This window comes from Agrobacterium sp. A3-95, from assembly GCF_053521785.1.
Genome location: NZ_JBNWDR010000001.1, coordinates 20,753 through 39,977 on the forward strand (window position 1 = coordinate 20,753; position 19,225 = coordinate 39,977).

Sequence of the window (19,225 nt, forward strand, 5' to 3'; positions counted from 1 at the left end):
CTGAAGACGATAGGCCGAAGCAACCAACGGAATCTTAATGTCCAGCAGAAGAAACCGCCATCATTTTCCTGGGAAGAGCGATGCACCGTTCTGGTCGATGATCAGCTTTGCCTTGCGGATGGTGAACTCAACCGCATCGTCCATGCTGGTGAAGACATCGGCGCGCACGAATTCATGCACGAGCGTTTCCTCGCCGTCCTTTTTCTCGATGCGGCCCGCCAAACGGAACTGGCCGCCTTCCTTTAGCGGCGTCGCATAGATCAGATAGTCTCCATGCACATGCGGTTCCGACTGCGCTGCCTTCTGCGGCGCATCCGCGGACTGGCCGGAGCCGAAGGCCGAAAGGATTTTGGAAAAAAACGATGCCATGGCTTTCACTCCCTTAATCTGTCTCGCATTTCGAGGGGCGGATATGCTCCGCCCTTCCCCGTCGCTCTTATCCCGATCAGATGATCAGGTTCGACAGGATCTCGTTTTCGGTAATATCCTCATAGCCGAGGCCCGCAGCCTCGAAACGCTCTAGAAGCCCTGCAAAGTTTTCCTGCGCGTTGGTTTCGATGCCGATCAGGATCGAACCGAAATTGCGGGCCGATTTCTTCAGATACTCGAAACGGGCGATATCGTCGTCCGGGCCAAGCAGATTGAGGAAATCGCGCAGCGCGCCGGGGCGTTGCGGCAGGCGCAGAATGAAGTATTTCTTCACGCCGGTGTAACGCATGGCGCGTTCCTTGACGTCAGGCAGGCGCTCGAAATCGAAATTGCCGCCGGAGACGACGACGATAACCGTCTTGCCTTCCAGTTTCTCGCGGCCGAGCTTCTCCAGCGCGGCAATGGACAGCGCACCCGCTGGCTCCAGCACCACGCCTTCGAGGTTCAGCATCTCGATGATGGTCACGCAGATGGCGTTTTCGGGGATGAGCAAAACCTGCTCGGCCGGAAAATCCTTCAGCGCCTGGAAGTTGAGATCGCCGATGCGGGCAACGGCGGCGCCGTCGACGAAATTGTCGACCTTGGGGAGCGTTACCGCTTCGCCGCGCTCGAGGCTCCTTTTCAGGCTCGGCGCGCCTTCCGGCTCGCAGAACACAAAGTTGCCCTTTTCAACGGTGCCCGCCAGAAAGCCGCTAAGGCCTGCCGAAAGCCCGCCGCCGCCAACCGGCATGACAACCATATCCGGTTTGGTGCCTTCGGGAAGCTGGTCCATGATTTCGGCAGCAACCGTCGCCTGGCCTTCGATGATATCCTGATGGTCGAAGGGCGGCACCATGTAGGCGTCATTGTCTTCGACGTATTTGCGCGCGGCGGCGTAACATTGGTCGAAAATATCGCCTACCAGACGGATGCTGATGAATTCACCACCGAAGATACGGGTCTTGTCGATCTTCTGCTGCGGCGTGGTCACCGGCATGAAAACTACACCGTGAACGCCGAAATGGCGGCAGGCGAAAGCAAAGCCCTGCGCATGGTTGCCGGCCGAAGCACAGACGAAAACCTTGTCCTTGCCGGCCTTCGCAACAGCCTTGCGGAGAAAGTTGAATGCGCCTCTAATCTTGTAGGAACGAACCGGAGACAGATCCTCACGCTTCAGCCAAATCGACGCGCCATACCGACGGCTGAGATGTTCATTCAACTGCAACGGCGTTTCCGGGAATATCTCCCGCACTTCCCGCCGCGCTGCCTCCACAAGCTGCTTGTCCACGATTGTCAATCCATTGAAATTCATAATGGCACCCGCTATGCCATAGGAAGGCGTCAGAGACAAAGACTCATTTCACGCTGCCACGAACCCTGGGTTTCATTTCTTGAACAGCAATCTTCTGCGCTCGGTCATATATGTGGCGTCCATCTTCGGGCTCTATCTCGCGACGGCCATGTTCCTGCCCGCGCTGACGGACCTTTATTACGGCAATGACGACTGGACGGTGTTTGCGCTTTCAGGCTTCATGTGCGGCGGCTTTGCACTTGCCTGTGCGCTGGCCACGCGCGCACCGATCGCGTCCTTCAACAAACGTTTCGGCTTCCTGCTCGTCAACGTGCTCTGGCTTGTATTTTCCATTGTCGGAGCGGTTCCGCTCTATCTGTCCGAGCTTGACCTGACGCCCGGTCAGGCCCTTTTCGAATCGGTCTCGGCCATCACGACGACGGGATCGACCGCCATATCCGGCCTCGATAATGCGCCGCAGGGCATTCTTCTGTGGCGGTCGTTGCTCTGTTGGCTCGGCGGCATCGGTATTGTCGCGCTTGGCCTCTTCATTCTGCCGCTCTTGCGCGTTGGCGGCATGACCTTCTTCCGCATGGAATCGTCCGACACCGGCAATGACCGGCCCTTCGCGCGGCTGGCAAGCTTCACCCGCGCTTTCGTGGCGATCTACATCATCATGACCATCGCCTGCACGGTGGCTTTCGATTTTGCCGGCATGTCGCATTTCGATGCCCTCAACCATGCCATGTCGACGGTTGCGACCGGCGGTTTTTCCACCCACGACGCCTCGTTTGCCTATTTCAACAACACGGCGCTGCTTTGGATTGCCACCATCTTCCTGATCTTCGGCAGCCTGCCCTTCTCGGTGATGATCCTGCTTGCGGTGCGCCGCAGGCTGGAGACGCTGCGCGACCCGCAGATAGCCGTCTTCCTTGGCTATCTCTGCGCGATTTCCATCGCAGTCGGCGTTTATCACCACCTTAGAAACGGCGTGCCGCTGGATACTGCGCTCAGCCATTCCTTCTTCAACATGACATCAATCCTCTCGACCGGTGGCTTTGCGAGCGACGACTACACGCTGTGGGGTCCGTTCGTTGTCGTCGTTGCATTTTTCGCAACCTTCATGGGCGGCTGCTCCGGCTCGACGGCGGGTGGTATCAAGGCCTATCGTTTTCTGATCATGTTCAATGTCGTTCGGGCGGGCCTCAAAAAGCTGATCTATCCGAACGCCGTTTATTCGGTCCGTTACGGGCAGCAGGTGGTCGATCCCGACACGATCCGGACGATCTTCCTTTTCGTCAGCTGTTTCATCGCGCTCTGGATCGCCGGCAGCCTCGCCATGAGCCTGATGGGTTACGATTTCCTGACTGCGACCTCGGGCGTTGCGACCGCACTTGCCAATGTCGGCCCCGGCATCGGCCCGATCATCGGGCCTGTCGGCAATTTCTCCACGATCAGCGATCCAGCGCTCTATCTCCTGTCTGTCCTGATGCTGCTTGGACGTCTGGAAATCCTCACCGTTCTCGTGCTGCTGATGCCGATTTTCTGGCGCAACTAAAATGCCGGTGCGCTTATTTTGGCTGCCTTAATAAAGCGCTTGACCTTCCCACGTTGGAATAGTCCAGGCTCCTGCTGTTACGAGTTCCAACCCAAGGAGAACCGCCTATGTGCACCGCCCACCAGCATCACCCCGAAACCGCTGCCGCACCTGTTGATGCCGACCTTTCTTTCCACGTTGAAGACATGACCTGCGGTCACTGCGCCGGTGTGATCAAGGGCGCAATCGAAAAGACCGTTCCCGGTGCCGCCGTTCATGCTGATCCGGCAAGCCGCACGGTTGTGGTTGGCGGCGTCTCCGACGCGGCACGTATTGCTGAAATCATCACCGCTGCAGGCTATACGCCGGAAGCGCGCGCCTGATTTGACGAGATGCCGGCGGCGGCCTTCATCCCTGCCGCCGGATCGACCTGCCTGCCCCCGCTTCACGCCGAGCTTGCGTGACAGCCGCTGGACGATACCAACGTCCGCCCCTTCTTACCTCCCCCAGGCTGCATATGCCCTCTCCCTTCCCAGGGATAACAGCGGAGGTTTTCCGGATTTCAAACCCGTATTCGTCAAACGCCGGCATCAATCATCTCTATGCACACGAAAAACCCGGCTCTTGCGAGCCGGGCTGGGCTTCATCGGCAATGTCGCACGCCTTACTTCGTTGCCAGATCCTTGGTCATGACGAAGTAGTTGATGGGATGGGGCTTGTAGTTTGCAAGCTTCTCCGAATAGGCGTCGAATACGGTCTCATGGATCAGGAAGACGGTGACGGCCTCCTCATACAGCTTCTTTGCCGCCTCGCCGTAAATTGCATACCGCTTGGCAGGTTCGGCCGTCGCATAGGCCGATTTGATCAGCTTGTCGGTGTCTTCGTTGCAATAATGCGAGATATTGTAGCTGCCGCCGCAGGTATAGTCGGCATTGAGGAAGCCGGCCGGTTCGGCAACATCTGTGGCATAACCGCGGGACAGGAGCGCCATGTCGAAATTACCGGACAGCAGATCTGGCTCGATTGCACTGTAATCGGCGACGCGAACATCAACCTTGATGCCGATTTCCTGCAACTGGGCCTGGATAATGGCCGCGACATCCTTCAGTTCCGTTTTTGCCGTATAGGCGAGGAGCGCGATCTTCAGACTGCCTGGCGCTACGCCTGCCTCTTTCAGCAGAGCCTTGGCTTTCTCGACATTATAGGCGGGCTCGACTTCCTTCGCGGCCCATGGCTCTCCCGCTGCGAAAGGCAGGGTAGCACCCTTTACAGCGCCTTCGTAAATGCTGTCGGCGATACCGGTGGTGTCGATGGCCGCCTGGATCGCCTGACGCACTTTCACATTATTGAAAGGCGCCTTAGCGTTGTTCAGCAGAAGTTCCGTAATGCGCGGCGAAGGAATTGGCGCGACCTTGACGCCGTCGGTGGATTCGATGGTCTTGACCGTCCATGGTGGCACGAGGCGCGAAATCTGCGCTTCGCCGGTTCGGACCTGGGTGGCGCGGGTGTCGGCATCGGGAACGAAGTTGACGCGGCCTCCGGAAAGCTTCGGCATGCCGCCCCAATAATCGTGGTTGGAGGAAAGAAGCATATACTGGCTGGGGTCGACCTCCGTGATCTTGAAAGGTCCGGTGCAGGTCCCGACCGGATCGACTTTCCCGTCCTTATAAGCGGCGGGGGCAAGGATTGACGTGGCAGGGCTCGCCATTTGCGCCGGTAGCATCACCGATGGTTCGATGGTGGTTATCTTCACGCTGTCGTCGCCGCTCGCTTCGACAGAAGCAATCAACTTCGGCGAGAAGGCGCGGGCTGGAACCGGCGCCTTCAGAAGATTGGTCAGCGCATTGACTGCGGTTGCGGCATTGAGCGGCTCGCCATTCTGGAACTTCACACCCTTGCGCAGCTTGAATTCCCAGACCTTAGGGTCCGTCTGCTTCCAGCTTTCGGCAAGACTGGGCTCCAGTTTCATGTCGTAGCCGACCCGCACGAAGCTTTCGAAACAACCCGCGCGTGAGCCGAGATAGGCGTCGTCCGACGCCATTTGCCAACCGGTCTTGACACCGAAATTGTCGTCATAGGTAATCGTATCGGCCTTGGCCGTTTGAACTGAAAACGAAAACACAATGGCGCTTGTCGCCAAAAGTACGTGCTTTATCATTGAATATTCCCCTTTTATTTTTGATGACAACGCTCAAAAGTCAGTCGCCTCACGAGATTTAAGATCTTCATAAAATAGATCTCGTAAGACATAAGAATATCCTTCGGACGCTCCACGAACATCCGCTTGAATATAATTTATTTTATGTTTTTATACTCGGAATTTAATTCCGATATTAATTCACAAACGCACGATTCATCTGTTTTTACAGAACCAGAAGACTGTAACTGCGCTGCTTCTCAACCCCATTCGCGCCAGTGATGGCAACGAGCGAAATGCTCCCCGGCGACGTCTTCCAGAACCGGTTCCTGTTCGCTGCAAATCTGCGTCGCATATTTGCAGCGGGTGTGAAACTTGCAGCCACTTGGAGGATTGAGCGGGCTTGGCAAATCACCATCCAGAAGCATTTCCGGTGCATATAATCCGGTTTCATCCAGCATGGACGAGGCAATCAGAGCCTTCGTATAGGGATGCTTAGGCGCCCGGAAAAGCTCATCCCGGTCGGCGATTTCAACGATCCGCCCGAGATACATCACCGCGATACGGTCGCAGAGGTAACGCACCACGCGCAGGTCATGGGAAATCATCAGCACCGTCAAACCATGACGACGCTTCATGTCCATCAGCAGGTTCAGGATCTGCGTGCGCATGGAGGCGTCGAGCGCCGATGTCGGTTCGTCGCACACAAGGAAGCTTGGATTGAGAAGAAGCGCGCGTCCTATGACCACGCGTTGCAACTGCCCGCCGGAGCACTGGCTCGGATAACGGTCATAATAGGAGGCATCGAGACCGACCTCCTCCAGCATCTTGAACACGCGCGCTATGCGTTCTTCGCGCGTGCCGATGCCGTGCTGGGCAAGCGGCGCTTCCATGCTTTGCCCTATGCGCATGCGCGGGTCGAGCGCGGAATAGGGATCCTGGAACACCAGTTGCACGACACGGCGCATGCGCCGCAGCGTCTCGCCCTGCATGTGCAGAATATCGTGGTCTCCGATGCTGACCTCGCCTTTCGTCGCGTTGGTCAACCGCGTTATCAGCCCGGCGACAGTGCTTTTGCCGCAGCCGGATTCGCCAACGAGACCAAGAACCTCGCCCTCGCCGATCGTGAGGGAAACATCGTCCACGGATTTGACCACGCGATTGCCGAAACCCGATATCGGATAATATTTGCACAGGTTGTTTGCGACCACATAGGGCTTGATCTTGCCATCCGCCTGAGGCCGGTTCGGTGTTTTCACTGTCGATAGCATCGCAACCCTCCTTCAGCAGACTGTGTGACTGGCATGGCTGCCGGCATGGTCGTCGTCGACCGCCCAGCACCGCGCCTTGCGACCTTCCGGCAAGGCATTCAAATCCGGCTCCGTTGCCATGCAACGGCCGCCCATGCCGGCAGACTGTGCAAGCGCGCAGCGGGGATGGAAACGGCAACCGCAGGACATGTCATGGGCCTGCGAGCTGGAACCGGGGATCGTCAGCAGCTGCCCCTCGCTGTCGGTCGTCAAAAGCGAGCAGCTGATGAGCGCCTTGGTATAGGGATGTTGCGGCGCCTTGAGGATTGCCTGCGTCGGCCCTTCCTCGACAATGCGACCAGCATACATCACCGCAATCCGGTCCGCGAAAGCGGCAACGACTGAGAGGTCATGGGTGATGAGCAGCGTGGCAAGCCGCCGCTTCCGACGCTCATCGTCGAGCAGGCGCAATATTTGTGCCTGGACGGTGACATCGAGTGCCGTCGTCGGTTCATCGGCGATCAGCAGTTGCGGATTGCCGGAGAGTGCCGCAGCAATCATGACGCGCTGCGCCATGCCGCCGGAGAGTTCATGTGCGAAGCATTGCGCCCGCGCCGACGGATCGGGAATTCCAACATCCGAGAGCATGCCGACAACCCGGCCCAGTGCCGCATGCCGGCTCATCTTGCGGTGGACCCACAGTGGCTCGGCGACCTGCGTCCTGACCCGGCTGGTCGGATCGAGCATTGCCTGCGGTTGCTGAAAAAGCATTCCGATATCGGCGCCGCGCAACGCATCAAGCTCGGAGGGCGAGAGAGCAAGAATGTCGCGCCCGGCAAAGGAAATGCGGCCGGAGTTGATTTCAGCGCCGTGCGGCAACAGCCGCATCAGCGACAGAGCCGTCATGCTCTTGCCAGATCCGGATTCGCCGACCAGTGCAACGACCTCTCCGGCATCGACGGAGAGCGTCAGACCGGAGATAACAAACTTGCGGCCATTTGCAGACGGCACCGAAACGTGCAGATCCTCGATTTCCAGAAGCGATGTCCGCTCCGGGGCGATGGCCGTATTGGCATGCGTGTGTCCTTCGATATTCATAAGAGTTCCCCTTATTATTATTGCATCGGAGGCATGGGCGTATTTTCAAGCGGCTTCAGACGATAATACTCTCCTCGGGGCTATCGTGCCCTGTGTATGTTTGATCGGCGCGGGCGCCGGTCATTGCTCTAACCGCAGGCGTCAATGGCCGTTCGGTTTCCTGGTATCCATGTTCAGGCCGTGGCCGATCCATGTCACGCTCAACGCCGACAGGAAAATCGCCAGACCCGGTGCGATCACGAGAATAGGCATACGTTCCGCATAGGCCTGCGCATCGGCTAGCATCAGCGCCCAGTCTGCGGCAGGCGGCTGCACGCCGAGGCCGAGAAACGACAGTCCGCCCACCGTGATCAGCTTGTGGCCGAAGCGCAGGAAGGCAACGGCTGCGATCGGCCAGATCGTGTTGGGAATGACATGCCGGAAAATAATGAAGCGGCGTGTGCATCCAAGCACCTCGGCGGCGCGCATATATTCTCGGGAATTGATCGAAAGCGTCAGCCCGCGTGCCAGTCGTGCAAAAGGTGTCCAGCCGACGATCGTCAGCGACGCGATCAATGTTCCATATCCCGGGCCGAAGATGGCGACGAGGAAAATGGCGATCACCACGTCAGGGATGGCGATGAGCAGATCCACCACCCGCATCAGGACTTCATCGAGAACGCCGCGGCTGCGACCGCTGATGATGCCGATGAATGTTCCAATGGCGACCGACAGAATGACGGTGATGGCGGCAATCGTGACCGTGAAGCGTCCGCCGATAAGCAACCGGCTCAAGACATCACGCCCAAGATGGTCAGTGCCCAGCCAGTAGGCGGCGCTTGGCGCATTCAACCGCAGGCGAAGGCTTTGCTGCGCGGGATTATAGGGCGAAATCCACGGCGCGATGACGAGCAGCACGATGATGACGAGAAAAATCGCCGAACCCGCGTAGAACGTCCAGTGCCGCCGGCGGATGAAATCCGTGAACCGGAAAAGTGTCGACGGGCGCTTGGGCAAGGTCATTGGCATGGCGGCTACCGGCGCGCTCGGGAAGTGACTAATGGTCATGTTGACCTCGCATTGCTGGATTGATCAGGACATAGAGGCCATCGGCCAGGGTATTGATCAGGATGGAAAGGGCGACGATGCAGATGAAACCGCCCTGCAGCATGGGGATGTCCCGATTGACCACGGCGTCGTAAAGAAGCCGGCCCATTCCGGGGATGGCGAATATCACCTCCACGACCACCGATCCGCCAAGCAGGCCCGCAAGCCATAGGGCAAAGAAGGTGACGATCGGAAGCGAACCGTTGCGAATGCCGTGGCGCATGACCGTGCCATGCATGCCGAGACCGCGGCTGCGGGCCGCCGTGATGTAAGGCGCGCGCAGAACCTCAGCCATGGCGGCGCGCGTCACCTGTGTGAAATAGGCCAGTGGGCGCAGCGTCAACGTCAAAGCGGGAAGCACCAGCGAGCGCCAGCTATCCCAGCCCGCGGACGGCAACCAGCCGAGATAGAGCGCAAAGACGAGCGCCGACATCGGCGCAAACCAGTATTCCGGCGTGGCAACGAAGGTCTGGATCATCAGCGTTGCGAAATTGTCCAGCCGACCACCCGGGCGCATCGCCGCCAACGTGCCGAGCGGCAGGGCGACGGCGACCGCAATCGCCAGCGCCGTCAGTGCCAATGTCACGGACACGCCGAGAGAGCGCAAAAGCTCACCCGCCACGGGCTGGCTGCTGGTGAAGGAAAAGCCCAGATCACCGCGCAGCGCGCCCGACAGCCATGCGAAATATTGGACGTAAAGCGGCCGGTCGAGCCCGAGGCTTAACCGAAGGGCCTCGACTGCATGCGGATCGAGCGCCGTATCGCGCATGCGCGAAAACAGAATGGTGCGGGCAGGATCGCCACCGGCCATGTAGGGCAAAAGAAACGCGATGACGGAGACGATCATCAGCATAAGGCACAGAATAAGGAAGCGTTGTATTATCTGTATCCACATTGCCTGTTCTCCTTCGCCGAAAATGGCCATTGCACTGCAATTGATGATCGGTCCCCGCCGGGGAAATGCGGTTTATTTCATGAGGCGCGGCAAATCCGTCACCACACCGGACGTGCCCTTCAGCATGCCGGAACGCTTGGGCAGGATCGCCACCGGCGTAAAATCGGGGTCTTCAGATTGGGCAAGATCCTGAATGATCGGGCAATCCGGTTCACCATTGTCAGGGCAATAGGTCGCGATATTTCGCAGCGTGTCGGCCATCTCCCGAAGAGCATGCATCTTGGCCTCGAGATCTACGACATGTTCCATGACGATGCGCTTGACGTCGCAGGATGCACCGCCGGGATCGCGCCACAGGGTCATGAGCTGCCTGATCTTTTCGATCGAGAAACCGAGGTCGCGGCCGCGGCGGATGAAACGCAGCGTCTCCAGATCGTTGGTCGTATAGACCCGATAACCGGATTCCGTGCGGTTTGCGGATTTGATCAGCCCGATCGTCTCGTAGTGGCGGATCATCTTTGCGGAAACACCGGATGCGGTGGCGGCTGTACCAATGTTCATCGATCCTGCTCCTATCTTTCCGGGGTGAAAAACACGTCTGCATGAATGTCGGCGGTGCGGATGCCCCTTGCCAGGAGCTGCGGCACCGTTGCCTCGATCATCGCCGGCGGTCCGGCCAGATAGGCTTTCCAGCCATCGAGATCGTCGAAGTCGTCCGCCACGGCGGAACCGACATAACCGCGCCGCATCTGCGCATGGTCTTCATTCGAGAGAACTGGAACAAAGCTCAGATTGCCGTGGCTTACGGCAAGTTCTTCGAAACGGTCGACCATATAGAGGTCACGCTCGGCGCGGGCGCCGAAATAGACATGGATCGGGCGTTGCCGGCCCGTGGTCCGATCAGTGGCAAGCGCTGCCTCTACCACCGCCTTCACCGGCGCCAGCCCCGAACCGCCGGCAATGCCGAGGATCGGTCCGCAATGCTTTTCCCGCAGATACGAAGACCCGAAGGGACCGACCAGTACGACAGGGTCACCCGCCTTGGCGTTCGCGAAAATATGGCCACTCGTGACGCCGCCGGGGACATGCCGGATATGGAATTCGATCAGGTCCTCATCGATGCGGCTGGCAATGGAATAGTCACGCGGCGAACAGTCCGGATAAAGCAGGCGCACATATTGGCCGGCCTTGAAGGTAAACAGTTCGCGATCGTCGAGCCTGATGCGGATGAGCTTGATATCATGCGTCGCATCCACCGCTTCCGCGATGACGCCATCAAAGCGGCCGGCCGGAATATCGGCAAACTCATCCTCACCGTCGAGCCAGCCGATCGTCACGTCGCTCAACGGCACGGCGCGGCAGGCGAGTGTCAGTCCTTCCGCCTTTTCCTCTTCTGTCAACGAAAAGGGCGTATGCTTGAGAAGGTCGATCTCGCCTGAGACGAGGTGCGATTTGCACGCCCCGCACCGGCCCATGCGACAGCCGTGCGGATAGGAAATTCCGGCGGCAAGGGCGGCCTGAAGGACGGTCTCGCCCTGCGCTGCGACAATGCTGCGTCCGATACGTGGCAAATAGACTGTGTTTCCAGGCGTCATCACATCCGCCCCCTATTCTGCCGCTGCGAGTTGCATGCCGGACGATCTGTCCAGCAGCGGCGGACGGAAGCTTTTGAGACGCAGCGCGTTGGTCAAGACAAACACGCTGGAAAGCGCCATGGCTCCGGCTGCAAGGACAGGCGACAGCAGAACACCGTTGGCAGGATACAATATTCCGGCCGCCACGGGAACGAGTGCGGCATTATAGGCAAAGGCCCAGAACAGGTTCTGGCGGATGTTGCGGATCGTCGCCTTGGACAACGCAATGGCATTCGCGACACCGCGCAAATCGCCAGACATCAACACCACATCGGCGCTTTCTATGGCGACATCCGTACCCGTGCCGATTGCCAGACCGACATCGGCCGCCGCAAGGGCCGGCGCATCGTTGATGCCATCACCGACGAAGGCCACCCGCCGGCCATCGGCCGCAAGTCTTTTAACGGCCTCGACCTTGCCGTCAGGCAGTACTTCCGCCACCACTTCGTCGATACCAAGACGGCGGGCAATGGCTTCGGCCGTGCGGCGGTTATCGCCTGTTATCATCGTGACCTTGAGACCAAGCGCATGCAGCGCTGCGATCGCCTCCGGGGTCGTCGACTTGATCGGATCGGCAACAGCGATGATGGCGGCCAGCCGGCCATCGACAGCGGCATAAAGCGGCGACTGCCCTTCCCTGCCCAGCCGGTCGGCATCGTCGGCGAACTTCGCAATGTCGTAACCGAGCTTCACCATGAAGCGGTCGGCGCCCGCCTCGACCTTGCGGCCGTCAACCGTTGCCGCAACGCCGAAACCGGGGGTCGCCTCAAAGCCGGCCGCGTCGGCAAGCGTCAGGCCACCATCTTTTGCCGCCTCGACGATCGCTTCGGCTATGGGATGTTCGGAACGGCTTTCAAGCGAGGCGACAAGGCGCAACACCTCATCCTGATCGAAGCCTTCGGTCGTGGTGAAATGCACCAGTGTCGGCTTGCCGAGCGTCAGCGTGCCGGTCTTGTCGACGGCGATGACATCGGCATCACGCAAAGTCTGGAGAGCATCGCCGCGCCGGAACAGCACCCCCATTTCGGCGGCGCGTCCGGTACCGACCATGATCGAGGTCGGGGTGGCAAGACCCATGGCGCAGGGGCAAGCGATGATGAGGACAGCGACGGCGTTAACCAGCGCAAAGGTCAAGGCCGGGTCCGGTCCGAGAATGAACCAGACGATGAAGGTGACGAGTGCAGCGAGCATGACTGCAGGCACGAACCAGTTGGTCACCTTGTCCACCAGCGCCTGTATCGGCAGTTTGTCGGCCTGCGCTTCCTCGACCATGCGGATGATCTGCGCGATCAGCGTGTCGGCACCGACCTTCGTGGCGCGGAACGTGAAGGAGCCGTTTCTGTTGACCGTACCGCCCACGACTTCGGACCCAGCCGTCTTGGTCACCGGCACCGGCTCGCCTGTAATCATCGATTCGTCGACATAGGAAGAACCATCAAGCACCAGACCATCGACTGGCACTTTCTCGCCGGGACGGACGACGATGACATCGCCAGTCGCAACATCCTGAAGCGGCACATCGATGGTTTCACCATTGCGCATCACACGGGCCGACTTGGCCTGCAGGCCGACGAGCCGCTTTATCGCCTCGCTGGTGCGGCCCTTGGCGCGCGCCTCGAGGAAACGGCCGAGCAGGATAAGCGTGACGATCACCGCTGCGGCCTCATAATAGACATTGGCCGTGCCTCTCGGCAGGATTTCGGGCACGAAGGTGGCGACGACCGAGAACCCCCAGGCGGCGGCGGTGCCCAGCACCACCAGCGAATTCATATCCGGCGCCAGCCGCAGAAGTGCGGGGATGCCTTTTTTGAAGAACCGCAGGCCCGGCCCGAAGAGGACAAGCGTGGTCAGCGCGAATTGCAGATACCAGCTTTCCCGCATGCCGACGGTTTCCATCACGAAATCATGGATGGCGGGCACCAGATGCGAGCCCATCTCCAGAATGAAGACCGGCAGCGTCAGGGCAACAGCGGTGGCCAGGCTGATTTTCAAACCGCGCAATTCGGCTTCGCGCCGGTCCGGCTCGTCACCCTTGGCCTTGTCAGCGACGATCTCGTTTGCCTTGTAACCGGCTTGGCTGATTGCTTCGGCCAGCCTGGCGCCAGAGACGGCATTGCCGGCGACGCGCACGGTGGCCCGCTCCGTTGCGAGATTGACACTCGCGTCTGAGACACCGGAAACGGCCTTCAGCGCCTTTTCGACACGGCCGACGCAGGACGCGCAAGTCATGCCTTCGATATCGAGTTCGATGGTTTTCTCGTCGACGCTATAGCCTGCATTTCGCACGGCATCGACAACGGCCGAAACGTTGGGCGCTCCTGAAAAAGCAATATCGGCGCGCTCCGTCGCAAGATTGACCGAAGCCTTGACGACCCCCGGGACCTTGGCAATAGCCTTCTCGACACGACCGACGCAGGAGGCACATGTCATTCCCTCGATGGCTATCGAATGGTTCGCCTGTATCTGGATTTGTGACATGCGCATGACCTCTTTTTCTCTTTACAAAAAAAAGATAGGGCTTCCCATCGTGGCAAGGTCAATAGGCTCTTTTGGATGATTTTCACGGAGAAATGCCGCGAGCGTGAACAAGCCCATTTTTTAGGCTGACTCATCCGTCATGATGCAATCGATTGCCCGGATATCGACTATCCTGGCGCAGAATCCATCCCGAATGCCCGCATGTCGTAGGAAAACGGCAGAGAAATCTTTTAATTGGAGATGGAAATGGTGCGGACGGCGGGACTTGAACCCGCAAGACCAATGGTCGGCAGATTTTAAGTCTGCTGCGTCTACCGATTTCGCCACGTCCGCATTGTCGCACCGCGTGCCAACAGGCCCCGGCGCTACAAAATTGCCTTGTCATTCCTCAGGCGCAGGATCGAACGAGACCCTGACCCCAAGCACCGACAGCGCCACATCTACACAGGCCGCACCGTTTCGGTCAACCGGGCCTTAGCCACACCAGGACTGATTTTTTGCCGAGACCGGATGAGCCAGGCCTTCCCGCACGAGTTGATCGGCAAAGGATACGCCCGAACGTGAAATCCGTTTGCGTTCCATGGCTTGCCCGCCGGCTGTTGCCGACGACGCCACATCGAATGCGCCGGCATTCAACATATCCCGCAACCGCACCTTGGCAATGAAACCGCGCTGACGCTCTTCCATGCATCGCGCCCGGTCGATCTGCGGGACCTCGATGCCGGCGAGCTGCATTTTCACGCCCTTCATCCAGAAGGTATTCCCATCGGCCACGCAATTGGTGAGACCTGAGCGACCACAAAAGGCAAAGGCGCCGCTTTTTTCTCCCAGCGAGACTTTTTCGACCGAAGGGCGTGTTTCCGGCAGGATAGCGGCAACCTGGCTCTGCTGTGCCGCAGGCGGCATGGCAATCGAGCGTGGCGGCACCGGACCATTGATCGGTGAAACCGGCGATGCGGGGCGGATGGCCGCCACCTTCTCCGGTACGGCCGTCTCGCGTTTGGCGGCTACGGCGATCTTGGGGGAATTTGTCGTGGCGGATGTTGCCTTCGCGACATGCCGCTGCGGCATAAGACTGTCGCGATGTTCGTAAGCCTGAATGCCGCCGGCCACGACGCCCAGCATCAGCACCCAGGGCCAAACGCTGCCGCCGGCCGATTTCTTCGCCGTACGGCGTCGCGTTGTCGGTTTTCGATTGCTCACGATCAGACTCCTTTTTACGGAGCCGCATTATCGGTCAAGAGAGTTTCTGAAAGGTTGGCATTCCAGAGCGCCTTCGCTTTTCCTGAAAATGCTCAAACAGAGTTGTGGATAAACGATCAGCGAACCTGATCAAGCAGCCGCTTGCATTCGAGAAGATCGAACAGCGCCTCCTGCAACAGCGCTTGGTCATCCTTGCCGATGCCAGATTTGCCGACCGATATCTCGGTATCGCTGTTACCGCCGCCGAAGCCGAAAAATCGGCCGCTCGGCTTGGCTTTCGGGCGGCCGACGACCTCGTCCCCGTCCGGATCCAGCACGCGCGGTTCGGCAACTTCCTTTTCGCCGCTCGCTGCCATGATGGCTTCCATGGTAGCAAGATCGCCCGACGCGATTGCCGCCACGAAACGGTTTCCGTTGGTTTTCAGAAGTTTCTGCACGCCTTTGATGGTGTAGCCGTGGTCATAAAGAAGATGACGAATGCCCTTGAGGAGATCGATATCATCAGGGCGGTAATAACGGCGGCCCCCGCCCCGTTTCATCGGCTTGATCTGCGGAAAGCGCGTTTCCCAGAAACGCAGCACGTGCTGCGGCAGGTTCAGCTCATCCGCCACTTCACTGATCGTCCGAAACGCGTCGGGGCTTTTGTCCAAACTTCCACTCCCATCCGGACCTTGAGCGCCATGCACCCAGCCGGACACTGAACAAGAACGCTTTTCACCAGCCGATACCGTGCATCATGTCTTGCGAAAAATCGAACCCGATCCTCGCACCGATGCCCGTGGCGGCAAGATACCATTTATCTAAAATTGATTATGATGTGAGTCGACCAGATTTCAACGGCTTGCACGTCGAAATTCAAGCATGTTCACAAGAAGAATGGGGATAAAGGCTTGCCATGCGGCAAAAAACCCGTGTTACAGCCGGCTTACGCCCCGGCTTTCTGACCCTTTTGCTTGGTCTTGCGAGCCGTATGCGCCTTCAGGATTCGCTGTTTCAGCACGTTTGACGCCTTGAAGGTCATGACGCGGCGTGGCGAAATCGGAACTTCCTCACCCGTTTTCGGGTTGCGGCCGATACGCTCGTTCTTTTCCCTGATCTGAAATGTCGCGAAGGACGAGAGCTTGACGACCTCGCCGCGCGTGATCGCATTACAAATCTCGTCGATGATCGTTTCGACCAGTTCGGCGGATTCGGTGCGGGACAGCCCGACTTTACGAAACACAGATTCTGCAAGATCTGCGCGTGTCACTGTCTTCCCGGCCATTTTTCCCCACAAACCGTGTCTGAATTTTTCTCTAGGAGCCGCCGAGATTATTTCCCTTGTGGCGACCGGTCAAGGGATTGTTCCAGATTCATTTGAGGCTTTCGGCAATCAGTGCAATGGCTTAGAGCGACTGACGCGGTTTTGCCGCACGCGGGGGTCGCTTCAGCGCGTTTGAACGGGGTACTGCCGCAAAAATCACAACCGATTTTGTGCCAGCGCCCCGGCAAACGCTAAAATTTGCCGTTACCAGCGCAGCAGCACTGCGCCCCAGGTGAAACCGCCGCCCATGGCTTCCAGCATGACCAGATCGCCTTTCTTGATGCGTCCGTCACTGGCCGCAACGGCAAGCGCCAGCGGAATGGATGCGGCCGACGTATTGCCGTGTTTATCGACGGTGATGACGACTTTTTCCGGATCGATATTGAGCTTTTTTGCCGATCCGTCGATGATGCGCTTGTTGGCCTGATGCGGAACGAGCCAGTCGAGATCATCAGCCGTCGTGCCTGTCGCCTCGAAAGCCTGTTCGATGACGTCGGTGATCATGCCGACAGCGTGCTTGAACACTTCCCGGCCTTCCATACGCAGATGGCCGACCGTGCCGGTCGTGGAAGGTCCACCATCGACGTAAAGCTTGTCCTTGTGCGAACCGTCGGAGCGCAGCTGCGAGGTGAGGATGCCACGATCGCTGGAAGTACCTTCGCCTTCGCCTGCCTCGATCACGAGCGCGCCTGCACCATCACCGAACAGAACGCAGGTGGTGCGGTCCTTCCAGTCGAGAATGCGCGAGAATGTTTCGGCGCCGATCACCAGCACGCGCTTGGCCATGCCGCCGCGAATGTAAAGATCGGCGGTGGCCACGGCATAGACGAAGCCGGAGCAGACGGCCTGCATGTCGAAGGCGAAACCGTGGGTCATGCCGAGACGGTTCTGGATGTTTACCGCCGTTGCCGGAAATGTATTGTCCGGTGTCGAGGTTGCCAGAATGATGAGGTCGATGTCATCGGGCGTCAGGCCGGCATTGTCGAGCGCCGCACGCGCCGCAGCCTCGCCGAGCGAAGCGGTGGTCTCACCTTCTCCCGCTATATAGCGCTGACGAATGCCCGTGCGCTGCACGATCCATTCATCGGAAGTCTCTACGACCCCTTCGATTTCACTATTGGTCATGACACGCTTCGGAAGCGCTGCCCCGAAACCACGTACGATAGAGCGGATCATTCCCTTATTCCTCGTCAGCCACGAGAGCTTCGGGCGCCGGGGGCGGAAGCCGTCTTGCGTGGTAAATCTTCAGATCGTTTTCAATTTTTGCCGTAAGACCGTTATGGACCATGTCGTAGCCGACATCGACCGCGGAGGCAAAACCGATGGCGTCCGTGCCGCCATGGCTTTTGATGACAATGCCGTTCAGGCCGAGAAACACGCCGCCATTGACCTTGCGCGGGTCCATTTTTTCTCGCAGCACATCGAAAGCGCTTTTCGCGAGAATATAACCGATCTTGGCAAAGAAGCTGCGGGAGATCGCCTCACGCAGAAGCGTGGTGATCTGGCGCGCCGTGCCTTCGGCGGCTTTGAGCGCAATGTTGCCGGTGAAACCTTCGGTCACCACCACATCCACCGTGCCCTTGCCAATGTCGTCACCCTCGACGAAACCGCGGTAATCGATGGTGCCTAGATCGGCCTCGCGGATCAGCCGTCCGGCTTCACGGACCTCTTCCTGACCCTTCACCTCCTCGACGCCGACATTCAGCAAACCGACGGTCGGACGGTCGATATCGAAAAGCGCACGCGCCATGGCGCCGCCCATCAGGGCAAAATCGAGCAATTGCTGGGAATCGGCGCCAATCGTCGCGCCAACATCGAGTACGATGCTTTCGCCTTTCAGCGTCGGCCATATGCCGGCGATGGCCGGGCGTTCCACCCGCGCCATGGTGCGCAAACAGAATTTGGCCATGGCCATCAGCGCGCCGGTATTGCCGGCGGATACGACGACGTCCGCTTCACCGAGCTTCACGGCCTCGATGGCGCGCCACATGCTGGAGACATAGCGGCCGCGACGAAGCGCCTGACTTGGCTTTTCGTCCATGGCGACCGAGATTTCACAATCGTGAAAGACCGACTTTTCCCGAAGTGCGGGATATTGTGCCAGAATGGGGTCGCACTTGCTTTTCTGCCCGTAGAGCAGAAAAGTCACATCGTTGTGCCGTTCAAGCGCCTTGGCGGCACCGGGTATGGCAACATCAGGGCCGAAATCGCCACCCATGACGTCAATCGCTATTCTGATCACTCGTCCCTTATCCTTTTTGCCGCCACTCAAGCGGATTTTGCGCGAAAATACCTGTTCCGGCCTGTGTTACAATAAAATTATTTCAGCCCGGCGGCACATTCAGTCTTTTTTCCAGTCTTTCAGCACGGCGAAAGGCGACGGACGCTTTTCTTCTTCAGGCTCATTTTCGGTCGTATCGGTAAATTCAATATCCGATTTGCGCGGATAGGGATCGATCGCAAGGGCTGCGAATTCCGCAACAGTCGCGCCAACATCAATGCTGTCGCCGGTGAACTGGTCGGGAATGTCAGGGCCATTGGGATCGAGTACGATCTCCCCTTCCTCATTGGTGACCATCCGCGCCAGCTTCGATCCTTCCGGCACGAAAATATGCTCGACGCTCTCGTCGATCTTGCTGGAAACCGGCTCCAGCGTCACGACGCAGGACTGGGTCACGGCCGCATGCACCTCGCCCTTGATCTTCACGCCATCCCTCTTCCAGCGGGTAACCTGCAGTTCCGCCTTCAGATATTCGACGGAAACCACATCCCAGAATTTCGCCAGCGCCTTCAGTTCCTCGGCATTGGCTTCAAGACCAATCCTCACCGGATTGGCGGAAATATGGCCTACCTTTACGGGGTAGGAAAAAGGCAGATCGTCATTTGCGGCGTGTCGCGCGTTCAT

Annotated in this window: 18 protein-coding genes and 1 tRNA gene; 2 read left to right on the forward strand and 17 right to left on the reverse strand. The window is 58.7% G+C overall.

Features of this window, described 5'->3' with window-relative positions:
* Positions 1-60: 60 nt before the first annotated feature.
* Together ACQZ5Y_RS00125 and ilvA are read right to left on the reverse strand one after the other, a co-directional pair.
* Positions 61-369 (reverse strand): HlyU family transcriptional regulator, encoded by a 309-nt coding sequence (locus tag ACQZ5Y_RS00125; protein WP_013635901.1) that lies wholly within the window; start codon positions 367-369, stop codon positions 61-63.
* A gap of 76 nt (positions 370-445) precedes the next feature.
* Complete coding sequence (ilvA, locus tag ACQZ5Y_RS00130) at positions 446-1,720, reverse strand: threonine ammonia-lyase (protein WP_013635900.1); 1,275 nt, start codon at positions 1,718-1,720, stop codon at positions 446-448.
* Positions 1,721-1,799: 79 nt separating this feature from the next.
* Here ilvA and ACQZ5Y_RS00135 point away from each other — a divergent pair, with 79 nt between their 5' ends.
* Together ACQZ5Y_RS00135 and ACQZ5Y_RS00140 are read left to right on the forward strand one after the other, a co-directional pair.
* Positions 1,800-3,257, forward strand: coding sequence for a TrkH family potassium uptake protein (locus ACQZ5Y_RS00135; RefSeq protein WP_003512541.1), 1,458 nt, complete (start codon positions 1,800-1,802; stop codon positions 3,255-3,257).
* Between the two features lie 107 nt (positions 3,258-3,364).
* Entirely contained in the window at positions 3,365-3,619 is a 255-nt protein-coding gene (locus ACQZ5Y_RS00140; RefSeq protein ID WP_003496638.1) for a heavy-metal-associated domain-containing protein, read from the forward strand.
* A 281-nt stretch (positions 3,620-3,900) separates the two neighbouring features.
* Here the strand turns inward: ACQZ5Y_RS00140 and ACQZ5Y_RS00145 are convergent, their stop codons facing one another.
* The 15 genes from ACQZ5Y_RS00145 to ACQZ5Y_RS00215 all read right to left on the reverse strand — a co-directional run bounded on the left by ACQZ5Y_RS00145 (position 3,901) and on the right by ACQZ5Y_RS00215 (position 19,225).
* On the reverse strand, positions 3,901-5,394 hold the full coding sequence (locus ACQZ5Y_RS00145; RefSeq protein ID WP_174049340.1) for an ABC transporter substrate-binding protein: 1,494 nt from the start codon (positions 5,392-5,394) through the stop codon (positions 3,901-3,903).
* A 239-nt stretch (positions 5,395-5,633) separates the two neighbouring features.
* Positions 5,634-6,644 (reverse strand): ABC transporter ATP-binding protein, encoded by a 1,011-nt coding sequence (locus ACQZ5Y_RS00150; RefSeq protein ID WP_025593203.1) that lies wholly within the window; start codon positions 6,642-6,644, stop codon positions 5,634-5,636.
* Between the two features lie 12 nt (positions 6,645-6,656).
* The gene (locus tag ACQZ5Y_RS00155) at positions 6,657-7,721 is read right to left on the reverse strand and encodes an ABC transporter ATP-binding protein (RefSeq protein ID WP_174049339.1); all 1,065 of its coding nucleotides are present in this window, start codon (positions 7,719-7,721) and stop codon (positions 6,657-6,659) included.
* 141 nt (positions 7,722-7,862) lie between these two features.
* Positions 7,863-8,768 (reverse strand): ABC transporter permease, encoded by a 906-nt coding sequence (locus tag ACQZ5Y_RS00160; protein ID WP_046205511.1) that lies wholly within the window; start codon positions 8,766-8,768, stop codon positions 7,863-7,865.
* On the reverse strand, positions 8,758-9,702 hold the full coding sequence (locus ACQZ5Y_RS00165; protein WP_003512536.1) for an ABC transporter permease: 945 nt from the start codon (positions 9,700-9,702) through the stop codon (positions 8,758-8,760). The genes ACQZ5Y_RS00160 and ACQZ5Y_RS00165 overlap by 11 nt, the downstream gene beginning before the upstream one ends.
* A 72-nt stretch (positions 9,703-9,774) precedes the next feature.
* A complete protein-coding gene (cueR, locus tag ACQZ5Y_RS00170) occupies positions 9,775-10,263 on the reverse strand; it encodes a Cu(I)-responsive transcriptional regulator (protein ID WP_013635893.1) in 489 nt (162 codons plus the stop codon).
* 11 nt (positions 10,264-10,274) lie between these two features.
* Positions 10,275-11,297 (reverse strand): 2Fe-2S iron-sulfur cluster-binding protein, encoded by a 1,023-nt coding sequence (locus tag ACQZ5Y_RS00175; RefSeq protein ID WP_174049338.1) that lies wholly within the window; start codon positions 11,295-11,297, stop codon positions 10,275-10,277.
* A 12-nt stretch (positions 11,298-11,309) separates the two neighbouring features.
* Positions 11,310-13,814: a heavy metal translocating P-type ATPase gene (locus ACQZ5Y_RS00180; protein WP_174049372.1), complete on the reverse strand. Its 2,505-nt coding sequence runs from the start codon at positions 13,812-13,814 to the stop codon at positions 11,310-11,312.
* Between the two features lie 247 nt (positions 13,815-14,061).
* A tRNA-Leu gene (locus ACQZ5Y_RS00185) sits at positions 14,062-14,147 on the reverse strand.
* 141 nt (positions 14,148-14,288) lie between these two features.
* On the reverse strand, positions 14,289-15,017 hold the full coding sequence (locus tag ACQZ5Y_RS00190) for a nuclease (protein ID WP_112289809.1): 729 nt from the start codon (positions 15,015-15,017) through the stop codon (positions 14,289-14,291).
* A gap of 116 nt (positions 15,018-15,133) precedes the next feature.
* A complete protein-coding gene (locus ACQZ5Y_RS00195; RefSeq protein WP_003512531.1) occupies positions 15,134-15,667 on the reverse strand; it encodes a MerR family transcriptional regulator in 534 nt (177 codons plus the stop codon).
* A 275-nt stretch (positions 15,668-15,942) separates the two neighbouring features.
* On the reverse strand, positions 15,943-16,281 hold the full coding sequence (locus ACQZ5Y_RS00200) for an integration host factor subunit alpha (RefSeq protein WP_003512530.1): 339 nt from the start codon (positions 16,279-16,281) through the stop codon (positions 15,943-15,945).
* 243 nt (positions 16,282-16,524) lie between these two features.
* On the reverse strand, positions 16,525-17,496 hold the full coding sequence (locus ACQZ5Y_RS00205; RefSeq protein WP_003512529.1) for a beta-ketoacyl-ACP synthase III: 972 nt from the start codon (positions 17,494-17,496) through the stop codon (positions 16,525-16,527).
* Positions 17,497-17,500: 4 nt separating this feature from the next.
* On the reverse strand, positions 17,501-18,562 hold the full coding sequence (gene plsX, locus ACQZ5Y_RS00210) for a phosphate acyltransferase PlsX (RefSeq protein WP_003512528.1): 1,062 nt from the start codon (positions 18,560-18,562) through the stop codon (positions 17,501-17,503).
* A 99-nt stretch (positions 18,563-18,661) separates the two neighbouring features.
* Positions 18,662-19,225 carry a YceD family protein gene (locus tag ACQZ5Y_RS00215; protein WP_003512527.1) on the reverse strand — a complete coding sequence of 188 codons (564 nt, stop codon included), beginning with the start codon at positions 19,223-19,225 and terminating at the stop codon, positions 18,662-18,664.